14 protein-coding genes and 2 pseudogenes are annotated in these 19,084 nt (G+C 43.7%); 4 read left to right on the top strand and 12 right to left on the bottom strand.

Annotated features, from left to right (window positions below; translation table 11 throughout):
* Positions 1-9 precede the first annotated feature (9 nt).
* The 4 genes and pseudogenes from SWOO_RS14960 to folX all read right to left on the bottom strand — a co-directional run bounded on the left by SWOO_RS14960 (position 10) and on the right by folX (position 1,955).
* Positions 10-933 carry a TIGR01777 family oxidoreductase gene (locus SWOO_RS14960; protein WP_012325504.1) on the bottom strand — a complete coding sequence of 308 codons (924 nt, stop codon included), beginning with the start codon at positions 931-933 and terminating at the stop codon, positions 10-12.
* Positions 934-1,055: 122 nt separating this feature from the next.
* A pseudogene (locus SWOO_RS26015) lies at positions 1,056-1,247 on the bottom strand (dihydroneopterin aldolase); the annotation flags it as partial.
* Between the two features lie 73 nt (positions 1,248-1,320).
* Positions 1,321-1,512, bottom strand: a pseudogene (locus SWOO_RS26010) (dihydroneopterin aldolase); the annotation flags it as partial.
* Between the two features lie 71 nt (positions 1,513-1,583).
* On the bottom strand, positions 1,584-1,955 hold the full coding sequence (gene folX, locus SWOO_RS14955; RefSeq protein WP_012325503.1) for a dihydroneopterin triphosphate 2'-epimerase: 372 nt from the start codon (positions 1,953-1,955) through the stop codon (positions 1,584-1,586).
* 76 nt (positions 1,956-2,031) lie between these two features.
* Here folX and SWOO_RS14950 point away from each other — a divergent pair, with 76 nt between their 5' ends.
* Positions 2,032-3,216, top strand: coding sequence for an AI-2E family transporter (locus SWOO_RS14950; protein WP_012325502.1), 1,185 nt, complete (start codon positions 2,032-2,034; stop codon positions 3,214-3,216).
* Between the two features lie 60 nt (positions 3,217-3,276).
* On the top strand, positions 3,277-4,185 hold the full coding sequence (locus tag SWOO_RS14945) for a class I SAM-dependent methyltransferase (protein ID WP_012325501.1): 909 nt from the start codon (positions 3,277-3,279) through the stop codon (positions 4,183-4,185).
* A 92-nt stretch (positions 4,186-4,277) separates the two neighbouring features.
* On the opposite strand, the gene SWOO_RS14940 is transcribed toward SWOO_RS14945, so the two are convergent.
* From SWOO_RS14940 to ackA, 4 genes are all read right to left on the bottom strand, one after another.
* Positions 4,278-4,529: a hypothetical protein gene (locus SWOO_RS14940; protein ID WP_374700130.1), complete on the bottom strand. Its 252-nt coding sequence runs from the start codon at positions 4,527-4,529 to the stop codon at positions 4,278-4,280.
* A gap of 905 nt (positions 4,530-5,434) precedes the next feature.
* Complete coding sequence (locus SWOO_RS14935; protein WP_041417685.1) at positions 5,435-5,866, bottom strand: nuclear transport factor 2 family protein; 432 nt, start codon at positions 5,864-5,866, stop codon at positions 5,435-5,437.
* A 342-nt stretch (positions 5,867-6,208) separates the two neighbouring features.
* A complete protein-coding gene (gene pta / locus SWOO_RS14930) occupies positions 6,209-8,350 on the bottom strand; it encodes a phosphate acetyltransferase (RefSeq protein WP_012325498.1) in 2,142 nt (713 codons plus the stop codon).
* A gap of 115 nt (positions 8,351-8,465) precedes the next feature.
* Positions 8,466-9,662: an acetate kinase gene (gene ackA / locus SWOO_RS14925; protein WP_012325497.1), complete on the bottom strand. Its 1,197-nt coding sequence runs from the start codon at positions 9,660-9,662 to the stop codon at positions 8,466-8,468.
* Between the two features lie 194 nt (positions 9,663-9,856).
* Between ackA and yfbV the strand changes: the two genes are divergently transcribed.
* Positions 9,857-10,300 (top strand): terminus macrodomain insulation protein YfbV, encoded by a 444-nt coding sequence (gene yfbV / locus SWOO_RS14920; RefSeq protein WP_041417684.1) that lies wholly within the window; start codon positions 9,857-9,859, stop codon positions 10,298-10,300.
* A gap of 34 nt (positions 10,301-10,334) precedes the next feature.
* Here the strand turns inward: yfbV and pflA are convergent, their stop codons facing one another.
* The 3 genes from pflA to SWOO_RS14905 form a co-directional block, all read right to left on the bottom strand.
* Complete coding sequence (pflA, locus tag SWOO_RS14915; RefSeq protein WP_012325495.1) at positions 10,335-11,075, bottom strand: pyruvate formate lyase 1-activating protein; 741 nt, start codon at positions 11,073-11,075, stop codon at positions 10,335-10,337.
* A gap of 198 nt (positions 11,076-11,273) precedes the next feature.
* A complete protein-coding gene (gene pflB, locus SWOO_RS14910; protein WP_012325494.1) occupies positions 11,274-13,556 on the bottom strand; it encodes a formate C-acetyltransferase in 2,283 nt (760 codons plus the stop codon).
* Positions 13,557-14,128: 572 nt separating this feature from the next.
* Positions 14,129-15,661, bottom strand: a complete 1,533-nt coding sequence (locus SWOO_RS14905) for a DUF3360 family protein (RefSeq protein ID WP_012325493.1) — start codon at positions 15,659-15,661, stop codon at positions 14,129-14,131.
* Between the two features lie 924 nt (positions 15,662-16,585).
* Between SWOO_RS14905 and focA the strand changes: the two genes are divergently transcribed.
* Positions 16,586-18,070 carry a formate transporter FocA gene (gene focA, locus SWOO_RS14895; RefSeq protein WP_012325491.1) on the top strand — a complete coding sequence of 495 codons (1,485 nt, stop codon included), beginning with the start codon at positions 16,586-16,588 and terminating at the stop codon, positions 18,068-18,070.
* A 107-nt stretch (positions 18,071-18,177) separates the two neighbouring features.
* On the opposite strand, the gene SWOO_RS14890 is transcribed toward focA, so the two are convergent.
* Positions 18,178-19,083, bottom strand: coding sequence for a LysR family transcriptional regulator (locus SWOO_RS14890; RefSeq protein WP_012325490.1), 906 nt, complete (start codon positions 19,081-19,083; stop codon positions 18,178-18,180).
* Between the last annotated feature and the right edge of the window lies 1 nt (position 19,084).

The raw sequence follows: 19,084 nt of genomic DNA, 5'->3' as shown, positions 1-19,084 counted from the left end.
CTTTTTTATCTAATAACTTTTTTTGGCCAATATATCTGTAAGGGCATAGTTGAGCTGTGGGAACTTAAACCTATAGCCTGCTTCTATAAGCCTTGTGGGTAGCACATATTGTCCTTGAGTTAATAGCTGCGCCATTTCACCTAGCAAAGTATTAAGTACAAATGCGGGCATGGGGATAAATGCTGGCCGTGACAAGGTATCGGCTAAGGTTTTAGAGAAGGATAAATTACTGACAGGGTGAGGCGCTGTTGCATTAAATACGCCGCTACATGTGTCACTTTTCATTAGAAAGAGAATCAAGGCGACTAGATCATCTTGATGTATCCAGCTCATTCCCTGTTTGCCTGAAGCGATAGGCCCACCTAATCCTAATTTAAATGCTGGTAGCATCTTAGGTAGTGCACCACCACAGAGTCCCAGGACTAAACCTATACGGATAACGCATACTCTAGTTTGCTGGGATGAAGCATTTAGCGCTAACGTTTCCCATTTTTGGCACACAGCTTGAGGAAAGGGAAGTGGCGCCTCACCTGTTTGGCGGAGCATGAAAGTTTCATCGACAGGCTGCTCTTCTTGATTGCCATAAACGCCGATAGCTGATGCGTTAATCAATACTGATGGCGGGGTTTGGCTTTGCTCTATGAGCTGAGTTAAACGCATTGTAAGATGCCAGCGACTGTGACATATCTTCTCTTTTTGAGAACTGCTCCATCGTTTGTCTGCGATAGGTTCGCCAGCCAGATTAATGACAACATCAAATCCATCGAGATTGGCCAAGTCGTCTAAACTCGCTAGATAGTGATGCTCTGTGCCAAGACGTTCTCTTGCTTTAGCCGGATGGCGTGAAAGTAGATAGAGTTGATGTTCATCTCCTAAGGCTCTGACGACTTGATGCCCGACAAAGCCACTGGCTCCGGTGATCAATATTTTCATAATATCTCATCAGCTTAAATATAAATATACTCTCAGAATAGCAAAAAGGATCATGGCTGCCGATAATTCATTGCAGCCATGTTAGGTCTAGTTTGACTGTTTTTGCCCATTACTGGCAAAAATTAGTCACTGTTTTTGTGATAGCTTAGCTCCATTGAGACAGAGTCGGCAAAACGAAGGGCGTGGGGCTTATCGATTTCAACTTTAGCAAAATCGACCCAGTCATGCTCACTGGTGATATCGAGTACTTGTCCTGTAAGGTGCTCAAGTAAGAAAAATCGGTTATGTTCAACTAATGCGATGATTTTTTTAGTTCATGGCTGCCGATAATTCATTGCAGCCATGTTAGGTCTAGTTCGACTGTGTGTTGTCAGTTGCTAGCAAAAATTAGTCACTATTTTTGTGGTAGCTAAGCTCCATTGAGACAGAGTCGGCAAAACGAAGGGCGTGGGGCTTATCGATTTCAACTTTAGCAAAATCGACCCAGTCATGCTCACTGGTGATATCGAGTACTTGTCCTGTAAGGTGCTCAAGTAAGAAAAATCGGTTATGTTCAACTAATGCGATGATTTTTTTAGTTCATGGCTGCCGATAATTCATTGCAGCCATGTTAGGTCTAGGTCGACTGTTTTGCCCATTACTGGCAAAAATTAGTCACTGTTTTTGTGGTAGCTTAGCTCCATTGAGACAGAGTCGGCAAAGCGAAGGGCGTGGGGCTTATCGATTTCAACTTTAGCGAAGTCAACCCAGTCATGTTCACGGGTGATATCGAGTACTTGTCCTGTAAGGTGCTCAAGTAAGAAAAATCGGTTATGTTCAACTAATGCGATGATTTTTTTAGTTATCGTGCGATAATTCAGTGCGTCATCCATATTATCGCTGTTTCGTGCTTTTTCGGCGCAGTAGTGGATCTCAGCATTGATTAAGACATCTTGCTTGTTCTGAGTTTCATCATCTTTAATGCCGATGAATGTACGTAGACGTAGATTTTTAATACGAATTACCGCAATTTCTGGTTTCATAATTATTACTAGCTCTATGTTGTTGTTGCTACTAAGCCTATCAATGTATTAGTTAATCTAGAAGGATTTTATTTAAATGCCAAGAATTGATACCCAATCAGTTGCCTATAAAGGCTTCGCCATTATGGCCTTTATCGTGGTGATTTTGGCAGGCATAAAGGCTGCAAGCCCCATTGTGGTTCCCTTTGTTTTATCCGCTTTTATCGCTGTGATCTGTAATCCTGTGATCGGTTGGCTCACTAAGCTACGTGTTCCCAGAGCGTTAGCCGTCCTATTCCTGATGGTCTTTATCGTGATGATGGGTCTATGGCTTGCACAAGTTGTCGGTAGCTCGATTAATGAGTTTTCCAGTCAGCTTCCTCAATATCGAGATCAACTGGTTGATCAATTTGGCTGGGTGATAGAAAAGTTACGTACATTTAATATCATCATTACCAAAGAGCAGGTATTGGCCTACTTTGACCCCGGTGTGGCACTTTCAATGACGACGAATATGTTGTCAGGTGTGGGCAGCGTGATGGCTAATCTGTTTTTGATCATCTTAACCGTGGTCTTTATGTTATTTGAGTCGGAAACCTTGCCGAAAAAGCTGCACTTTGCCCTGGATGATCCAGACATGAGAATGCAGCAAATTGATAAATTTCTCCAATCTGTTAACCAGTATATGGTGATTAAAACGTTAGTCAGCATAGGTACCGGTGTGATTGTTGGGGTGGGGCTGGCAATTATAGGTGTCGATTATGCGCTGTTATGGGGGGTGGTCGCTTTCCTGTTTAACTACATTCCAAATATTGGTTCGATTATCGCCGCTATTCCAGCTGTATTACTCGCTTTTATTCAACTTGGCCCAGCGGCAGCAGGCGCAACTGGATTACTTTATTTGGGCACAAATACAGTGATGGGTAACGTCATTGAACCTAAATATATGGGGCGAGGCTTAGGGCTCTCTACCTTAGTCGTATTTTTGTCATTGATCTTCTGGGGCTGGTTATTGGGCTCTGTGGGTATGTTGCTCTCTGTGCCCTTGACCATGATTGTTAAAATAGCACTGGAATCGAGTAAAGGTGGCAGTTGGCTGGCTATCTTATTGGCTGATGATGTGGATGAGTTAAAGCCTATCTCAAAGTTAGAGCTTAACCCAGATCTCAAGTCAGAAACTGAGACAGAACTTAAACCTGCCCTCGAGCAAGAGGTTAAGCCCGAGTTGAAAGCTGAAAGTGGGCGGCCTGATGAGGATGACTCTTCAGAAGCGGCTAAATAATACGTAACTACTAGTGTGAAGTAGAAATAATAGTTTTAAGTAAAAATTAAAGTGAATTGAATGCAGTTATTTTTTGATGAATTGAGTAAGGCCACGTTAACCGATGAGGTTAATCGACTTTTCCATGGCCGCGGTGGTGTTTATCCTGGTATGGAGCACCTGTGTTTAGATTGGTTTCCACCGGTACTTTTACTGACTAGCTTTAAACCTTTAGCAGAAGATGAGTTGGCGGCTGCGACTCAGGGCTTAACTCAGTTTTGGGCGGCTCAGCGTGGCGATGAACCAATGAATCTGGTTTATCAGTATCGCAGTGGTGGCCAAACTCATACCGATCTTATCGCAGGTTCGGTGCCCGAGCAGCATACTGTGTGTGAGAATGGCGCTAAGTTTCATGTTCACCTCTTAAGAGGTCAGAATCATGGCCTGTTTTTAGATATGAAGAATGGTAGGCAGTGGGTGCGGGAGCAGGCACAAGATAAGAAGGTGTTGAACCTGTTTGCTTATACCTGTGCTTTCTCTGTGGCTGCATTGCAAGGGGGAGCTGACAGTGTCGTTAATATCGATATGAGTAAGGGGGCTTTGTCTATCGGTAAACAGAATCATCTACTCAATGGTTTCGACTCTGGAGCTCGTTTTTTTGGTCATGATATTTTTAAGTCCTGGGGAAAACTGACTAAACTTGGGCCTTATGAGATGATCATTGCCGATCCACCAAGTAACCAGCGCGGTAGCTTTGTGGCGACGAAAGACTACTCCCGCTTACTAAAACGCTTGCCAGAGCTCTTAACACCTGATGGTGAAGTCCTCCTGTGCTTAAATGCTCCAGAGCTTGGAATTGAGTTCTTGATGGAGCAGGTGAAGGAGTATAGTCCTTCACTTGAGTTTGTTGAGCAACTTGAAAATCCACCAGTTTTTTTAGATGTCGACCTCAACAAAGCCTTGAAAGTATTGCGTTATAGGCGGGTGTAATACCAATCAATATAAAGTGTTAACTTCATCGTCTAAAGTTTAGCTTGTAGGCGATGAAGTTATTGTTGGCATAGTCTTGGGAAAGAATCTCTTTAATATCCTAAGCGCTCATTTAAAATTGAGTGACCGTGTGATTCGATAATCATCTCAATTTTGGACCTGTCTAGACTCTCGAGTGATGAGATCTCAAAAAACAGTTTATCCTGAACGTCATAGGGCATCTTCATCATATCCATGAACATGTGTATATTTAGAGAGTCCCCTTCATCGAACAGATCTGCTAATTTTCCAGCTTCAAATTCAACCAGTGCATTCATAACTACTACCTCTTTAGAATGACCCATTTTTATAGGTATCCTTTATTGATAGCAGTTGGCAAGCCGATGCCTAGATCATTTGGCTGTAAAGGTTAGCTCTTTATCACTTAAAATTATTAAAAACTGAAAGACTTTCAGCTGAAGATACTATTTTTGACGGTAATTAGCTTTTTTTTCAAGTTTTAAGCTGTTTTTTGAAACTAAAGTGAAAGTATTCTGTAACTCCGTGCTTTTGGCTGATATAATTTACCTTAAGAAGCAGATTGAACATCGACCTCTTACTTTTAGGCAAAATGTCATCAAAGTAATGACATGCCTCAGACCCTACAAACAGTGATTCGGAGTTGTTATGGAAGTTCAAGAATACGAAGGCGCATATTACCAAGTACAAGATGAAGTGATTGAATCTTTACCGGTAGAGATGGATGAAGAAGCGTTTTTGGATTAAGGAACAATCCTTCAATTTACAAGCTGTAAAAATAGCAACCTAAGGGTTGCTATTTTTTTGTCTGAAAGGTTATACCAATCGGTATAAAGGTGTGATAGTTCAGCGAGAGTTTAGCGCTACTGAGGCAAGGTCCTTAATTGCTCCTCGGCTCTGGCATCCTGCTCCGCCCTATCTCCTATATCCATATAGTCGTGCATTAATGACATTCACCACATCTGACCTCCAGGGATGGAGGAAATGTCTTATGTATGTCAGGAACATACAAGACCATGTGGTTTGCAACGGGTGAGGAACATAGTTATTCTACGTTTAAGCTCGTTAACACCGCATCAGATGCGCTAAAACTCGCCTGCAAGGAGCGTTTTTGGCTGCCTACTTCTGTGTTGAATGAACTCACAAGGGAATAACCATTCTGTCATTCATTCGCCTTGAATTAGCTTGCCAAAAAAACTCTGAGTAGATCACTTTCTTATACCGGTTGGTATTAGTTAAGGTTTCCTTTTTCTGGGAGTATCTCAACAATCTCCCACCGCCCACCATTTTTTTGAAGTCTGATGGTTCGATCATCAATCCAACGGCTGCCACCTTTCAATCCGTGCATCTTCACTATGACGGTGACATCATCGGTAAATTTGCGGAAAAAATCGATATCAATTTCAGCAATCTCAAGCTTAACATCAGTCATTGAAAGGTTGAGCATATGGCGCTGAACTGCAGAGGCGATATGGTAATGAGCAATGACCTCTTTCATTGGCTCGTTAACATACTCTTGGGCTTTCTTAATATCTTTATCGTTATAGATAGCGTTAAAAAAACCGACTGAAACCTGTTCAGGAGTGAGAGCTGGACCTTTATCTGATACTTCTGGCTCACAGCCCATTAGAAAAAACAAAAAAAATATCGCTATTATTCTCATATACTTGATACAGAGTGGATTTGGATTAAGTATCGCTATTTAAGGGGAGCTTCGCAAGTAGGCTTTCTGTTTCAAAATTTTAATACTTGACTCAAATTTGAAAATCAGTCATATCTGAAAGGATAAGCTTTAATGGTTATCCACAAAATCTGTGGACAAGTATGTTGAAGACTAGATGCATAACTTATAAGTCTTTAATTTTTTTACGCTTATTTTGCTGGTTAAAAAGTGACGCATCCTTGCTGTTAATATATTTATTCAGTTTCTGTACAGCAAAATACAGTTTTTAAGTATAAAAAAAGCCTGTCATTGACAGGCTTTTTGCATTTTCATACGAAATAATTACTCAGCTTGTGAAGCCTGAATTGCCGTTAATGCGATGGTGTAAACGATATCGTCAACCAATGCGCCACGTGATAGGTCGTTAACTGGCTTACGCATACCTTGAAGCATTGGGCCAATACTGATTAGGTCTGCACTTCTCTGTACTGCTTTGTATGTCGTATTACCAGTATTTAGGTCTGGGAATACAAATACCGTTGCTTGACCAGCTACAGGACTGTTAGGGGCTTTAGATTGAGCAACATTTGGCATAACCGCAGCATCATACTGCAATGGACCATCGATGATCAGATCTGGACGCTTCTCTTTAGCGATACGCGTTGCTTCACGTACCTTATCAACATCAGAGCCAGTACCTGAACTACCGGTAGAGTAACTGATCATTGCAACCCGTGGCTCGATACCAAATGCCGCGGCTGAATCTGCGGACTGGATAGCGATATCGGCAAGTTGATCGGCATTTGGATCAGGGTTAATTGCACAGTCACCGTAGATCAGTACTTGATCTGGCATCAACATAAAGAAGATTGACGAGACTAAACTTGAACCTGGGGCCGTTTTAATCAACTGTAATGGTGGGCGAATGGTGTTAGCTGTGGTGTTTACCGCACCAGAGACAATACCGTCGACTTCATTTTGAGCTAGCATCATGGTCCCTAGTACCATGTTGTCACCGAGTTGTTCACGGGCTACGACTTCAGTTAGGCCTTTGTGACGACGTAGATCAAGCATAGGCTCGATATAACGCTCACGTGCAGTATCAGGCTCAACAATCTCAACGCCTTCACCTAAAGTGACACCTTGTTGTGCAGCGATACGTTCGATCTCTTCACGATTACCAAGAAGTACACACTTGGCGATGCCACGTTCAGCACAGATGCTTGCAGCTTCGATAGTACGTGAGTCATGACCTTCAGGCAGTACAACTGTTTTACGGGCAGCACGGGCAAGCTCAGTCAGTTTGTATCTAAATGCAGGAGGAGAGAGTCTGTGCTCACGAGGAGAGTTTTTAGTTGCCGTTTCAATCCAGTTTTGGTCGATATGGCTAGCAACATACTCTTGAACCTCTTCGATGCGCACTGCGTCATCAACAGGGACTTCATGGTCGAAACGTTGAATGTTTAGCGATGTCTGCCAAGTATTCGTATCGATTAGGAATACTGGTAGACCGGTTTCGAATGCTTGCTCACACAATGCCATGATCTCTGGCTCTGGCTCATAACTACCGGTTAGCAGTAGTGCACCGACTTTTACGCCGTTCATCGCTGCAAGACAGGCTGATACGATCACATCAGAGCGATCGCCTGAGGTAACTAACAGTGAGTCAGTCTTAATGTGAGTAACCATGTTAGGAATACTACGAGCACAGAAGGTCACTTTACGTAGACGACGAGTGTTCATCTCACCAGCATTAATGATCTTTGCACTTAAGTGCTTAGCAAGATCCGATGCGCGAGGTGCAACAAGGTCTAAGTTATAAGGCACACTACCTAAAATACGCAGTGAACTCTTACCTGGAAGTTGGAACATGCTGGCAGCGTCAGGGCGCTGAACATCTGCATGGTCGAACACTTCAGATAGATCAGGACGTGCACGACCTTCGTTATCAACAGGTGCACCAATTTTATTGATCATGGCGCCGATAATACGCTTGTTCTTAACACCGCCCCATTTGTTATGGGCGATCTCTAAACGGTTCATCAAGGCTGTAGCACTTTCATTACCTGGCGTGGCAACAAAGATGATGTCAGCATCGAGAGATTTTGCGATAGCATAGTTGATATCGCTTGAGAACGGGTGGTTTCTTGTTTGAACTAAGCCTTCAACCACGAGAGTTTCAGTGTCGTCAGTGCTCTCCGTTACGCGAGCAATGATCTGCTCCATCAAGACGTCAGTCTTATCGCCACGAATAAGTCCCTCTGCATGATCCATATCGAAAGGCTCAAGCGGGTTAACAGTTGGCGACTTACTTAAGATAGTCGTTGAACGCTCGGGTCCGCTGTCTTGTGGACGCTGCTGGGCAATCGGTTTGAAAAAGCGAACTTTAACACCGTGATGCTCAAAAGCTCGAACGAGTCCTAAACTGATGGATGTGAGACCGACACCTGTGCCGATAGGGATTAGCATAATATTGCGAGACATAAAAACCTCTGTTTGAAGCTTAGACTGGCGTAGTAATACTACGCCGAACTGTATGGTGCAACTCAAAAATAATGAGTTTTGGCCTGAAACCGCTTAGCGATTTCAGGCCAATGTGTTACTTCAGAAGGCGTACTGCATCTTCTGCGATAACCCACTCTTCATTTGTTGGGATAACCATAGCGATAGTGCCGTTATCAGTTGTGATCTGACCTTGGTTACCAAAGCGAGCTGCCTTGTTGCGCTCATCATCAACTTCAAAGTTGAAGATCTCAAGCAAGTTAAGTACTTTAGCGCGGATAAGGTCAGAGTTTTCACCGATACCACCGGTAAATACAACTGCATCTAAACGTCCTAACGGTACAGTGTAAGAAGCGATGTATTTAGCTAAGCGGTAGCAGAAGATCTCAAGTGCTAACGTTGCGCCTTTATGGCCTTCGCTGTAACCCTCTTCGATACCACGGCAATCGTTAGTTAGCTCAGAAATACCTAACAGACCACTTTGCTTGTTCATCAGGTTGTTGACTTCATCTAAGGTGTAACCTAAACGGTCAACTAGGTGGTGAATGATTGATGGGTCGATATCGCCACAACGAGTACCCATTACCAAACCTTCAAGCGGTGTCATACCCATAGAGGTATCAACACTCTTACCGCCTTTAATTGCAGTTACTGATGCGCCGTTACCTAGGTGAGCACAGATGATGTTGCTATCTTCAATGTTCTTACCCATAGCTTTAGCCGCTTCACGGCTAATGAATAGGTGGCTGGTGCCGTGCATGCCGTAACGACGGATGCTGTTTTCACGGTATAGCTTGTATGGAAGTGCGTAGATGAAGGCTTTTTCAGGCATAGTCTGATGGAAAGCAGTATCAAATACAGCAACTTGCGGAAGCTGCGGGAATGAAGCTTGAGCGGCACGAATACCGATCAGGTGAGCCGGGTTGTGAAGTGGAGCTAGGGCTGCACAATCTTCAATACCTTGGACTACGCTTTCATCGATGATCACAGATTGGGTGAACTTCTCGCCGCCGTGAACAACACGGTGTCCGATAGCTTGGATCTGAGATGCGATCTCTGGGTGCGCACCAAGAACATCTTTAACAATAAACTCAACCGCTTCACGGTGAGATGAGAAGGCACCTAAGCTAGCGTCATGCTTAACACCATTAACTTTCCATTTAATCTTAGCGTCTTCAAGGCCAAAACACTCAGCAAGACCTGAGATCTGGTCATCACCTGTAAGGGCGTCGATAATCGCAAATTTTAATGACGAGCTACCGCAGTTAAGTACCAATACCAGTTTATTTGACATCTTTAAAACCTTTTTACAATGTAGTGAACGTTTGTCACTGAACAATAATGACTTCATTGGTAAAAATACCGAAGCCGCTAGAAGTGCTCTGAGTTCAGAGCGAAGGAACTACTCATTTAGCGCGCAAATGCCTTGGGGCTCTATCATTGCGTGTGCTATTGTAAAAGCAGTATCCCATTCAATCGGTGTAACCTTTGCGCATTCAAGTTCTCAAAACATTGGGTCAAGGTCGTCAATATATGAAAACTTGGCCTATGGTCAGACAACTCAGTTTCTATTTTCCTGAGTATCGCGTTATTCGCGCGACTCAGATCGCTTTGCCTGTTATGCCAATCTTGGCACTACTGGCTGCAGCGAGTCAGCTGTATATCCATGGTTGGGAATTTCTTCCTCAAGCCATAACATTGGGGTTGTTTTTTATTAGCTTGCCTATTCAGGGCTTACTGTGGTTGGGTTGGCGCTCACGCCATCCGCTACCTTTAACTTTGCTTGAGTGGTGCGATAAGTTGACCACTAAAATGATCGCCATGGGGATCAGTTGCCGCCCACTAGGACCTAAAGCGTGTTATTTCGATATGGCGCTTATTCTTAAAGCGGCATTCGAACGTCTAGATGAGCAGTATTGGGAAGAGCTTTAATTTCCTCGTTCAATACTGCTCTATCTCAAACTGCTTAATAGATGGCGTTTAAGCCTGCATCTACAAAGACTTTCTTAATCTGTTCCATCGTTTCACCAGAAGGAGGGGAGATATCATTAAGCTCATACTCCTCTCCCATCGCTTCCCATTTATGTTTACCTAGCTCGTGGTAGGGAAGCAGCTCGACTTTTTCTACGTTAGTCATAGGTTTCAGGAAGTCGGCCAGTTTTTTCGCTGAATCGATATCATCTGTGTATCCACCCACTACCACATAGCGTATCCAAGTTTTTTGCTGGCGCTTATGCAGGTGCTCTGCAAACTGTAAAGTGCGGTGGTTACTGACCTTAGTGAGGTCGATATGACGTTGGTCGTCAATATGTTTTATATCCAGTAAAACTAAATCAGTATTGTCGAGGAGCTCATCGATAATTGGGGTATATTTTCTGACAAAACCATTGGTATCGAGACAAGTGTGAATGCCTTCTTTCTTACAAGCTTCAAAAAGAGCTGAAACGAATTCCGCTTGTAAAATAGCTTCACCACCACTGGCTGTCACTCCACCACCGCTGGATTCAAGAAAAGGGCGGTAGCTGATTATCTGCGACATTAGCTCTTCAACTTCAATATCTTTTCCGCCGTGAAGATCCCAAGTATCGCGATTGTGACAGTACTGACAACGCATTAAGCAGCCCTGCATAAAAGTGATAAACCTTATGCCTGGACCATCTACGGTGCCAAAGGATTCCAATGAGTGGATCCGACCAGTTACTGCCATTGTGACTCCATATGTATACGCTGAATTCTTAATATTGCAACTTTAGCTTTCAAGCCACAATCTTAAGTTTTAAATAAATATACCCAAACTGTTACATAATGCTTAATTCGCATCGAGAACAGTTTGGGTATCGGCTGCACAAGAGGTGCAGCCAAGTTATCGCCGTTATTTACCTTTATCTATCAAAGATAATGGTGATTACATACCTTTAGTGAAGGTACGAGTGATAACGTCTTGCTGCTGCTCTGGAGTCAGTGCATTGAAGCGAACTGCATAACCAGATACACGGATCGTAAGTTGAGGATATTTCTCTGGGTTAACCACAGCATCTTCAAGCATTTCACGATTCATCACGTTAACGTTTAGGTGTTGACCACCTTCGCGAGTATCACTGTGAGCGAAGTAACCATCCATCAGTGCTGCTAAGTTAGCACGACGGCCATCTTCATCTTTACCTAGCGCATTTGGCACGATAGAGAAGGTATAAGAGATACCGTCTTGAGCGTGTGCAAATGGGAGCTTAGCAACAGAAGTTAATGATGCAACAGCGCCTTTCTCGTCACGACCATGCATTGGGTTTGCGCCCGGAGCAAATGGTGCACCAGCTGGACGACCGTCTGGAGTCGTACCGGTTTTCTTACCGTACACAACGTTAGAAGTGATAGTAAGAATTGACTGAGTTGGGATAGCGTTACGGTACATCTTCATGTTACGGATCTTAGCCATAAAGCGCTCTACAAGCTCAGTTGCTAGATCGTCAACACGTGGGTCGTTGTTACCAAATTTAGGGTAATCACCCTCGATTTTGAAATCAACAGCGATGCCATTTTCGTCACGAACTGGCTTAACTTGTGCAAACTTAATTGCTGAAAGTGAGTCAGCTGCGATTGAAAGACCCGCAATACCACAAGCCATAGTACGACGTACGTCACGGTCATGAAGTGCCATCAAGGCTGCTTCATAAGAGTACTTGTCGTGCATGAAGTGGATAGAGTTAAGTGCAGTCACATATTGTACTGCTAACCAATCCATCATGTTATCCAAGCGGCCCATAACGTCATCAAAATCTAGAACTTCAGATGTGATAGCATCGAACTTAGGACCAATTTGAGTCTTAAGTTTCTCATCTACACCGCCGTTGATGGCATAAAGCATAGTTTTAGCTAAGTTAGCGCGTGCGCCGAAGAACTGCATGTGCTTACCCACAACCATTGGGCTTACACAACAAGCGATAGCATAGTCATCAGACTCGAAGTCAGGACGCATTAGATCGTCGTTTTCGTACTGGATTGAGCTAGTGTCGATAGAGACTTTTGCACAGTACTTCTTGAAGTCTAAAGGTAGTTTTTCAGACCATAGTACAGTGATGTTTGGCTCTGGACTTGGACCCATGTTGTATAGGGTGTGCAAGAAACGGAAGCTAGACTTAGTCACTAAAGTACGGCCATCTAGACCCATACCTGCGATAGACTCTGTAGCCCAGATTGGGTCACCAGAGAATAGCTCATCGTATTCAGGTGTACGTAAGAAACGAACCATACGAAGCTTCATGACAAAATGGTCAACCATCTCTTGAGCTTGCTCTTCAGTGATCACGCCATTTTTGATGTCGCGCTCGATGAAGATATCAAGGAAGCTTGAAGTACGACCAAGAGACATCGCCGCGCCATTTTGGCTCTTAACTGCAGCTAGGTAGCCGAAGTAGGTCCACTGAATTGCTTCTTTTGCATTGGTAGCTGGTAGAGAGATGTCGAAACCGTAGCTTGCAGCCATCTTCTTCATTTGACCAAGTGCACGGTGTTGCTCTGCGATCTCTTCACGAAGTTGCATAGTGTAAGAGAGGTCTTCACCAGCTTCAAAACCTGCTTGAAGTGAACCAAACTGAGCAAACTTGTCGGCCATTAGGTAGTCGATACCGTAAAGCGCGATACGACGGTAATCACCGATGATACGACCACGACCGTATGCATCAGGTAAACCTGTTAGGATACCTGACTTACGGCAACCCATTATTTCTGGGGTGTAGATGTCGAACACACCTTGGTTGTGAGTCTTACGTAGCTCAGAGTAAACGTATTTAACGTCTGCGTTTAGCTCACGGCCATAGGCTTTACAAGAACCTTCGACCATACGGATGCCGCCATTAGGCAACATTGCACGTTTAAGTGGTGCTTCAGTCTGTAGACCTACAATGGTTTCAAGCTCTTGCTCGATGTAGCCAGCTTCGTGTGAAGTGATTGTTGAGACTTTTTCGGTATCGAAATCAACAGGTGCGTGAGTCGCGTTTTCCTGTTTGATCCCTACCATTACTTTGTCCCAAAGCTGAGTAGTAGCAGATGTTGCGCCAGCTAGGAAAGATTCATCACCCTCGTAAGGAGTGTAGTTAGCTTGGATAAAGTCACGAACGTTGACTTCAGTTTTCCAGTCGCCAGAAGTAAAGCCTTCCCATGCGTTTGCAAACTGTTCAGTTTTTTCGGTCATCGTACAAATACCTTTTGGTTGAGATAGATGTTATTGGTTATCGACGTTGGCTTTAGAAAGCAAGGGACCGATATACCAATAGCTAAGTCTTAAAAAGCTTCCTCACAGTATTCTCTGGAGGAGGAAACTGGTTTCCGAGGTGTTAGCCTCGGAGTGAATCTGTCGATCTGATACCGATATGAAAATGATCCGTTCTTAATGAATATCGGTTATCAGAAAATTGGTAAGACCAATTAACCATAGTTATATTAACATAAGCAGAGATAGCCTGCATCTTAATACCTGAGCTTTTGGTCTATTAATTCAAAAACTGTTATCCATGCATCAGTTTTTAACTAAAATAATGTTTGCACCTAGCACTAATGTCAGTTAAACCAGCAATGACAAGTCGCCCATGTTGCAGCAGTTAACATATCTGCTAAAACTTGATAGCAAGCTGCTGTCGCGTGTTTGCCACAGTCTTAATCGAGAATTATCTCTCTATCTTGTGAGTTTATCGTCATCACTAAAACTGATATTAATCTTAGGTGTTTTTAATGGCGGGAAAACCCCTCCCGCCATTAACACTCCTGTTATAGAAGCGCTGGGATCCCTGTGATCATGCCTACTGCTAACATAGCGGCTAAACAGATAACAAAAGCAAGGCCTGGAATGACTAAACGGTCAGTGACGGAGAGAGTTTTTGCACGCTCTTTATCACCGATAAGTCCGTTGTTGTCCAAGAACATAGTTAATGCCCATGCTAAAACAGGGTTGGCAACGAAAGAGGCAAAAATACAGATCCCCGCCGCTTGACTGTTTTGAGTGTCTTTTACCATCTGCATACCTGCTTCAAGTAGTGGCAAGAACACACCAACAAGCAGTGCGATTGACATAACAGGTCGCCATACAGTGACATCCATTGGATAACCAATAATGGCCACTGCAATACACATGATACCGAGCAAGATCGCACCTGCTGGAATTGGGCGTTTAGCGATCGCTGCAGGGATCATATAAGTACCCCAAGATGAAGTGATGTTACCGCCACCGACTGCTGTACCTACGATTTGACGTAGTGAACAGGTGGTCATAGTGTCATCAACATCCATCAGTACCTTGTCAGTGCCTTTAGGGTAGTTCAACTCCTGGAAAATACGGTGTCCCAAGAAGTCTGGAGACCACATGGCAACGGCCAAGATTGCAAATGGAAGAGAGGCGATAAAGTGTTGCATGTTAGGTAAACCTAACTGCCAGCCATGTTCAGTTGAACCCCACCAGTAAACAGGGTTTAGATTCGGGATACCTGGCTCAGTGATAAACTGCAGATCCAATCCGGCACCTAAGCCAAAAGCCAACGCAATAGCGGCGATTGAACACAGTGGGATCGCTAACCAACGTTTACCCACTTTTGCCAAGTAAGCGTAGAGGATCACGTTTGCTAACAGGATAAAGAAGGCGACATAACCTAAGCTATAATCCAGTTGGTGCTTTGATTGTAAGCTACCAGCCCAATCAAAGAGTGAAGTGATCTGACTCTTAGCACCCATAAAGCCTAAGAAGACCAGCAAGCCACCGGCAACGCCACTACTGGTGAGGTTAACGAGTTTAGAGCCTCCCTTAAAGTAGCTGAGCATGAGTCCAAACAGACCCAGTAAGATAGCCAATGCTAATGGGTGAGCCCCTGCCAGTGCGATTGCACCGATAAGTGGGATCATAGGGCCGTGGTTACCCGCTAAGTTTGCTTTAGGGTTGATAAAGCCTGAGCTGATAATGCAGAAAAGTAGTGCAGGGATCAGCATCTCGACGCGGACAACTTGAATCGCAAAGTCAGCCCCAAGATTGATATGATCCCATCTCTCTGTCAGACCAGCAGCCCATGCCGCCATAACAGCTGAGTACATTACGGTAATACCAATGGTACCTGCGATAGCGGGTACAAGGTCTTCCCATTCAAATCGGAAATCGCGGCCAGGTAGGTTTAAGCCCCAGCGCTTAGGCTTCATGATTTTTAGCTCATGGTCTAAATACTCTTCGCGAGTTTCAAACTCAGATGCAGGGCGGTGAAGCTCTCGATAGGATTTCGTTGAGTCTTCGATTTGTTCGTTTTTCACTGTTTCTGACATAATTTCTCATTCTCCGAGAAGAACATAGTGATTCATCTATTGCGATGACAACTTTAATGATCCTTGAGTATTGACCCATGTATTAGGCGCTCGATTAGCTGCACTATAATTACAGAGTTAATTTACCTGCATGATGTGGCAGAGCATGGAGCTGGCTCTGGTTGGTATGCAGTTGTCTTCCCTTACAATTCCGGTTTAATTGGTAAGACCAATTTACCTCATAAATATTAACACAGAGATGAGCTATCTTCATTAAGTATCAATATTCTTGAATCAGGTGATTAAGCTATTTGAGATCCAGTTAACAACTTATACAGGGATCCCTAAATAAACATGGGGTCGGCATATTAATTGCGTAGCTGGCTTGTCACGTTTTTTGTGGCATTTGGGCGGTAGATCTCCTCACTGCCAATTAAGCGGCTTGGCTCGACCTGTAGTTGATTGTGTGATCATTGTGCCTGTGGGGTTGAGTGAAACTGTGATCAATGTCACGGATGTTGGCTTTGACGACCTTCTCATTAGCTATGGGGGTTTGGAGCTTTAGGCTTATGTACGGTCGTGATTTCTGCATCAAACTTACTTATATCGATGTAAAACTGGAATTATTAACACTCATAAGGCTGAGGCTTATTCTCGGAACAATACTTTCGCTGAACAGAGAGTTATTGCCAGGTTTAAACTGTAAAAATAAAAATAGAATTAAAACAGCATCTTATATTGATTCATCTTTTCTCTATTATTTTAACATACTGAAACATCATCTTTCTCTTATCAATTATATTGATGCTGGTGATAACGAATATCAAATTTTATTGCTCTAAATTTCTGGCTATCTTGTTTGTACAAAATAACAAGCAGATAGATAAGCGGAGATATATGAATGAAGAGTAATTGGTTTCGACGTCACCCAAGGGAGATTTACAAATGACGTCTAATCAAAAGGTTAGTGGACTGACCTTAGCGAGAGTGATGCAAAATAGCGAGGAGGTGACTCAGACCGCGCCAGTGAGCTTATACCAACAAGCAGAGCACTATGGCAAAAGTAAAGTGGTTAAATCAGCTTGGCAATCTTTTGGTTTAGCGGCGTTTGCTGGTGCCTTTATTGCGTTGGCTTTTGTTTTCTACATCACAGTCACCACAGGCAACGATGGAAGTGCATGGGGCTTAATGCGTTTGGCGGGTGGCTTAGCATTTAGCTTAGGCTTGATGTTAGTTGTTATCTGTGGTGGTGAGCTCTTTACCAGCACAGTGCTAAGCAGCGTTGCTTGGGCTCAAAAGTTAGTGACAGGTCGCGAGCTCATCAAATGTTGGGGGCGGGTCTATGTAGGCAATCTGTTAGGTGCTTTGATTATGCTTTTTCTGATCATGTCGGCTCGTATGTATGATCTTGATGGTGGTCAATGGGGTCTAAACGCACTACAGATAGCGCAACATAAACTTCATCATACTTGGTTGCAGGCCTTTGTACTTGGGATCTTGTGTAACATGCTGGTGTGTTTGGGCGTGTGGATGACCTTTTCGAGTAAAGATGCGCTGACCAAAGCTGTGCTACTTATGCTACCTGTTGCCATGTTTGTCAGTAGTGGTTTTGAGCACAGTATTGCAAACCTGTTTATGGTGCCGTTAGGGATCGCTATTTCACAATTTGCCCAACCTGAGTTTTTTATCAGTCTTGGTATCGATGCCGCACAATTTACCGATCTGACAATGAGTCATTTTATTGTTAACAACCTCATCCCAGTGACCTTAGGCAACATAGTTGGCGGAGGCGTATTTGTCGGTTTAGGTTACTGGCTCATTGAAAAGTCAGCTCAAAAGATTAAAACCCCACTTGCTCTTTGCGTACCACAGTTAGAGACCTCAGCTCAAATACACTCAATTTCGACTTCAGGAGTATCGAATAAAATGCCAAAAACAATTCAAAAACTATGTGTGCAAGATCTAATGGATACTAGCCCGTTAACCATCTCTTCAGAGCAGTCGGTCTATGCAGGTCTTGCATTACTGACCGATAATGACTGTCGTAGCGCACCAGTGCTTGATGAAAATCAGCACCTACTTGGATTTATCTCTCAGCAAGACTTGTTGCGCAGTTTATGGTCTGAAGAGTTTGCCAGAGGCGTCTCTTATAAGGTGGCTGATTTGATGCAAAAAGAGGTGATGACCCTATCACCACAGGATTCGGTTGCCGAGTTGATAGAGTTGATGGTGGTGGACCGTAACAAGCTGTTCCCTGTGAATGAAAGTGGGATTTTAACGGGCAACACCTTCAAAAGCTATGAAGAGAGGTTACGTTGTGCTTCAGCTAATAAACCGAGTGTTTTTCCTGTCGTAGAGAAAGGTTTATTGCGCGGTGTTATCACTCGTGAGGCGATAGCCAGAAAGGTATGTGATATCTACAAGGTATAAGGTAAAGAGACGGAGCTATTATTAGCTCCGTTCTTGTTTGGAACGATTTCAAAACTTATCAATTATTGATTTAGAAATCCCAACCGATATCTTCTCGTTACTTACGGTTACCTTTTAAGTAGGCGGTTACGGCTCAACCGTCTGGCCTCTGTGATAATGCAGTCGCGCAGAGGGTTCTCTCCTGAATCTGCACGCCAGATAAATGAAAGGTGACGCTGCATATTGAGTTGCGGTGTGGGTAGAATTACCAGTTCACCATTGGCGACCTCTTTCTCTACATCTAGATATGGCAGGCTACTGATATATTGGCCATTTTTAACCAAAGATTTTAGTACTGATACCTGCTCATACTCTTTCCATACATTGAGTTTCTCGATAATGCCGTGAATAGCGCCTTCGAAAATTCGTCTTGTTCCAGCACCTTGCTCCCGCAATACCCATTTGGCTTGTTCAAGTTGAGATAAGCTGGCACTTTCATACTTGGCATAGGGGTGATGTGGTGAGGAGAAGACTACAAGATGATCGTCAATCCAACGCTCCTGATGCAAGCGACTGTCGTCATTACGACCTTCGATGATGCCAAGATCAAACTCATAGTTAAGCAGTCCATCGATCACATTTTCGGTATTTTCTACCATAAGATCGATCCTTAACTCAGGAAAATCAGTATCAATTCTGCTGATAAGTTCAGGGATCAGATGTTCAGCAGCTGTTTGGCTGGAGCATAAACGGAACCGACCACTGATAAGATGTTGTTCGTGAAGGCCTAATTCGATATGTTGAGCATCTTGTAGCAAGCGTCTGGCTTTAGGACGTAACCAGTTACCCCAGTGGCTTAATGTTAACCGGTTCCCCTGGCGAATAAAAAGTGGTCGCCCCAACAAATTTTCTAATTGACCCAGTGACATACTAACGGCCGACTGGGTCATAGATAATTTTCTTGCTGCAGCGCTGACACTCTCTAGGCTGGCTACGGCGTCAAAAACGGTGATCTGTTTGAGTGAGTACTTCATC

Source organism: Shewanella woodyi ATCC 51908 (genome assembly GCF_000019525.1).
Classification (GTDB): Bacteria; Pseudomonadota; Gammaproteobacteria; order Enterobacterales; family Shewanellaceae; genus Shewanella; species Shewanella woodyi.
Note: the sequence above shows the minus strand (reverse complement) of the source record. Positions and strands in the feature narration are given on the sequence as shown.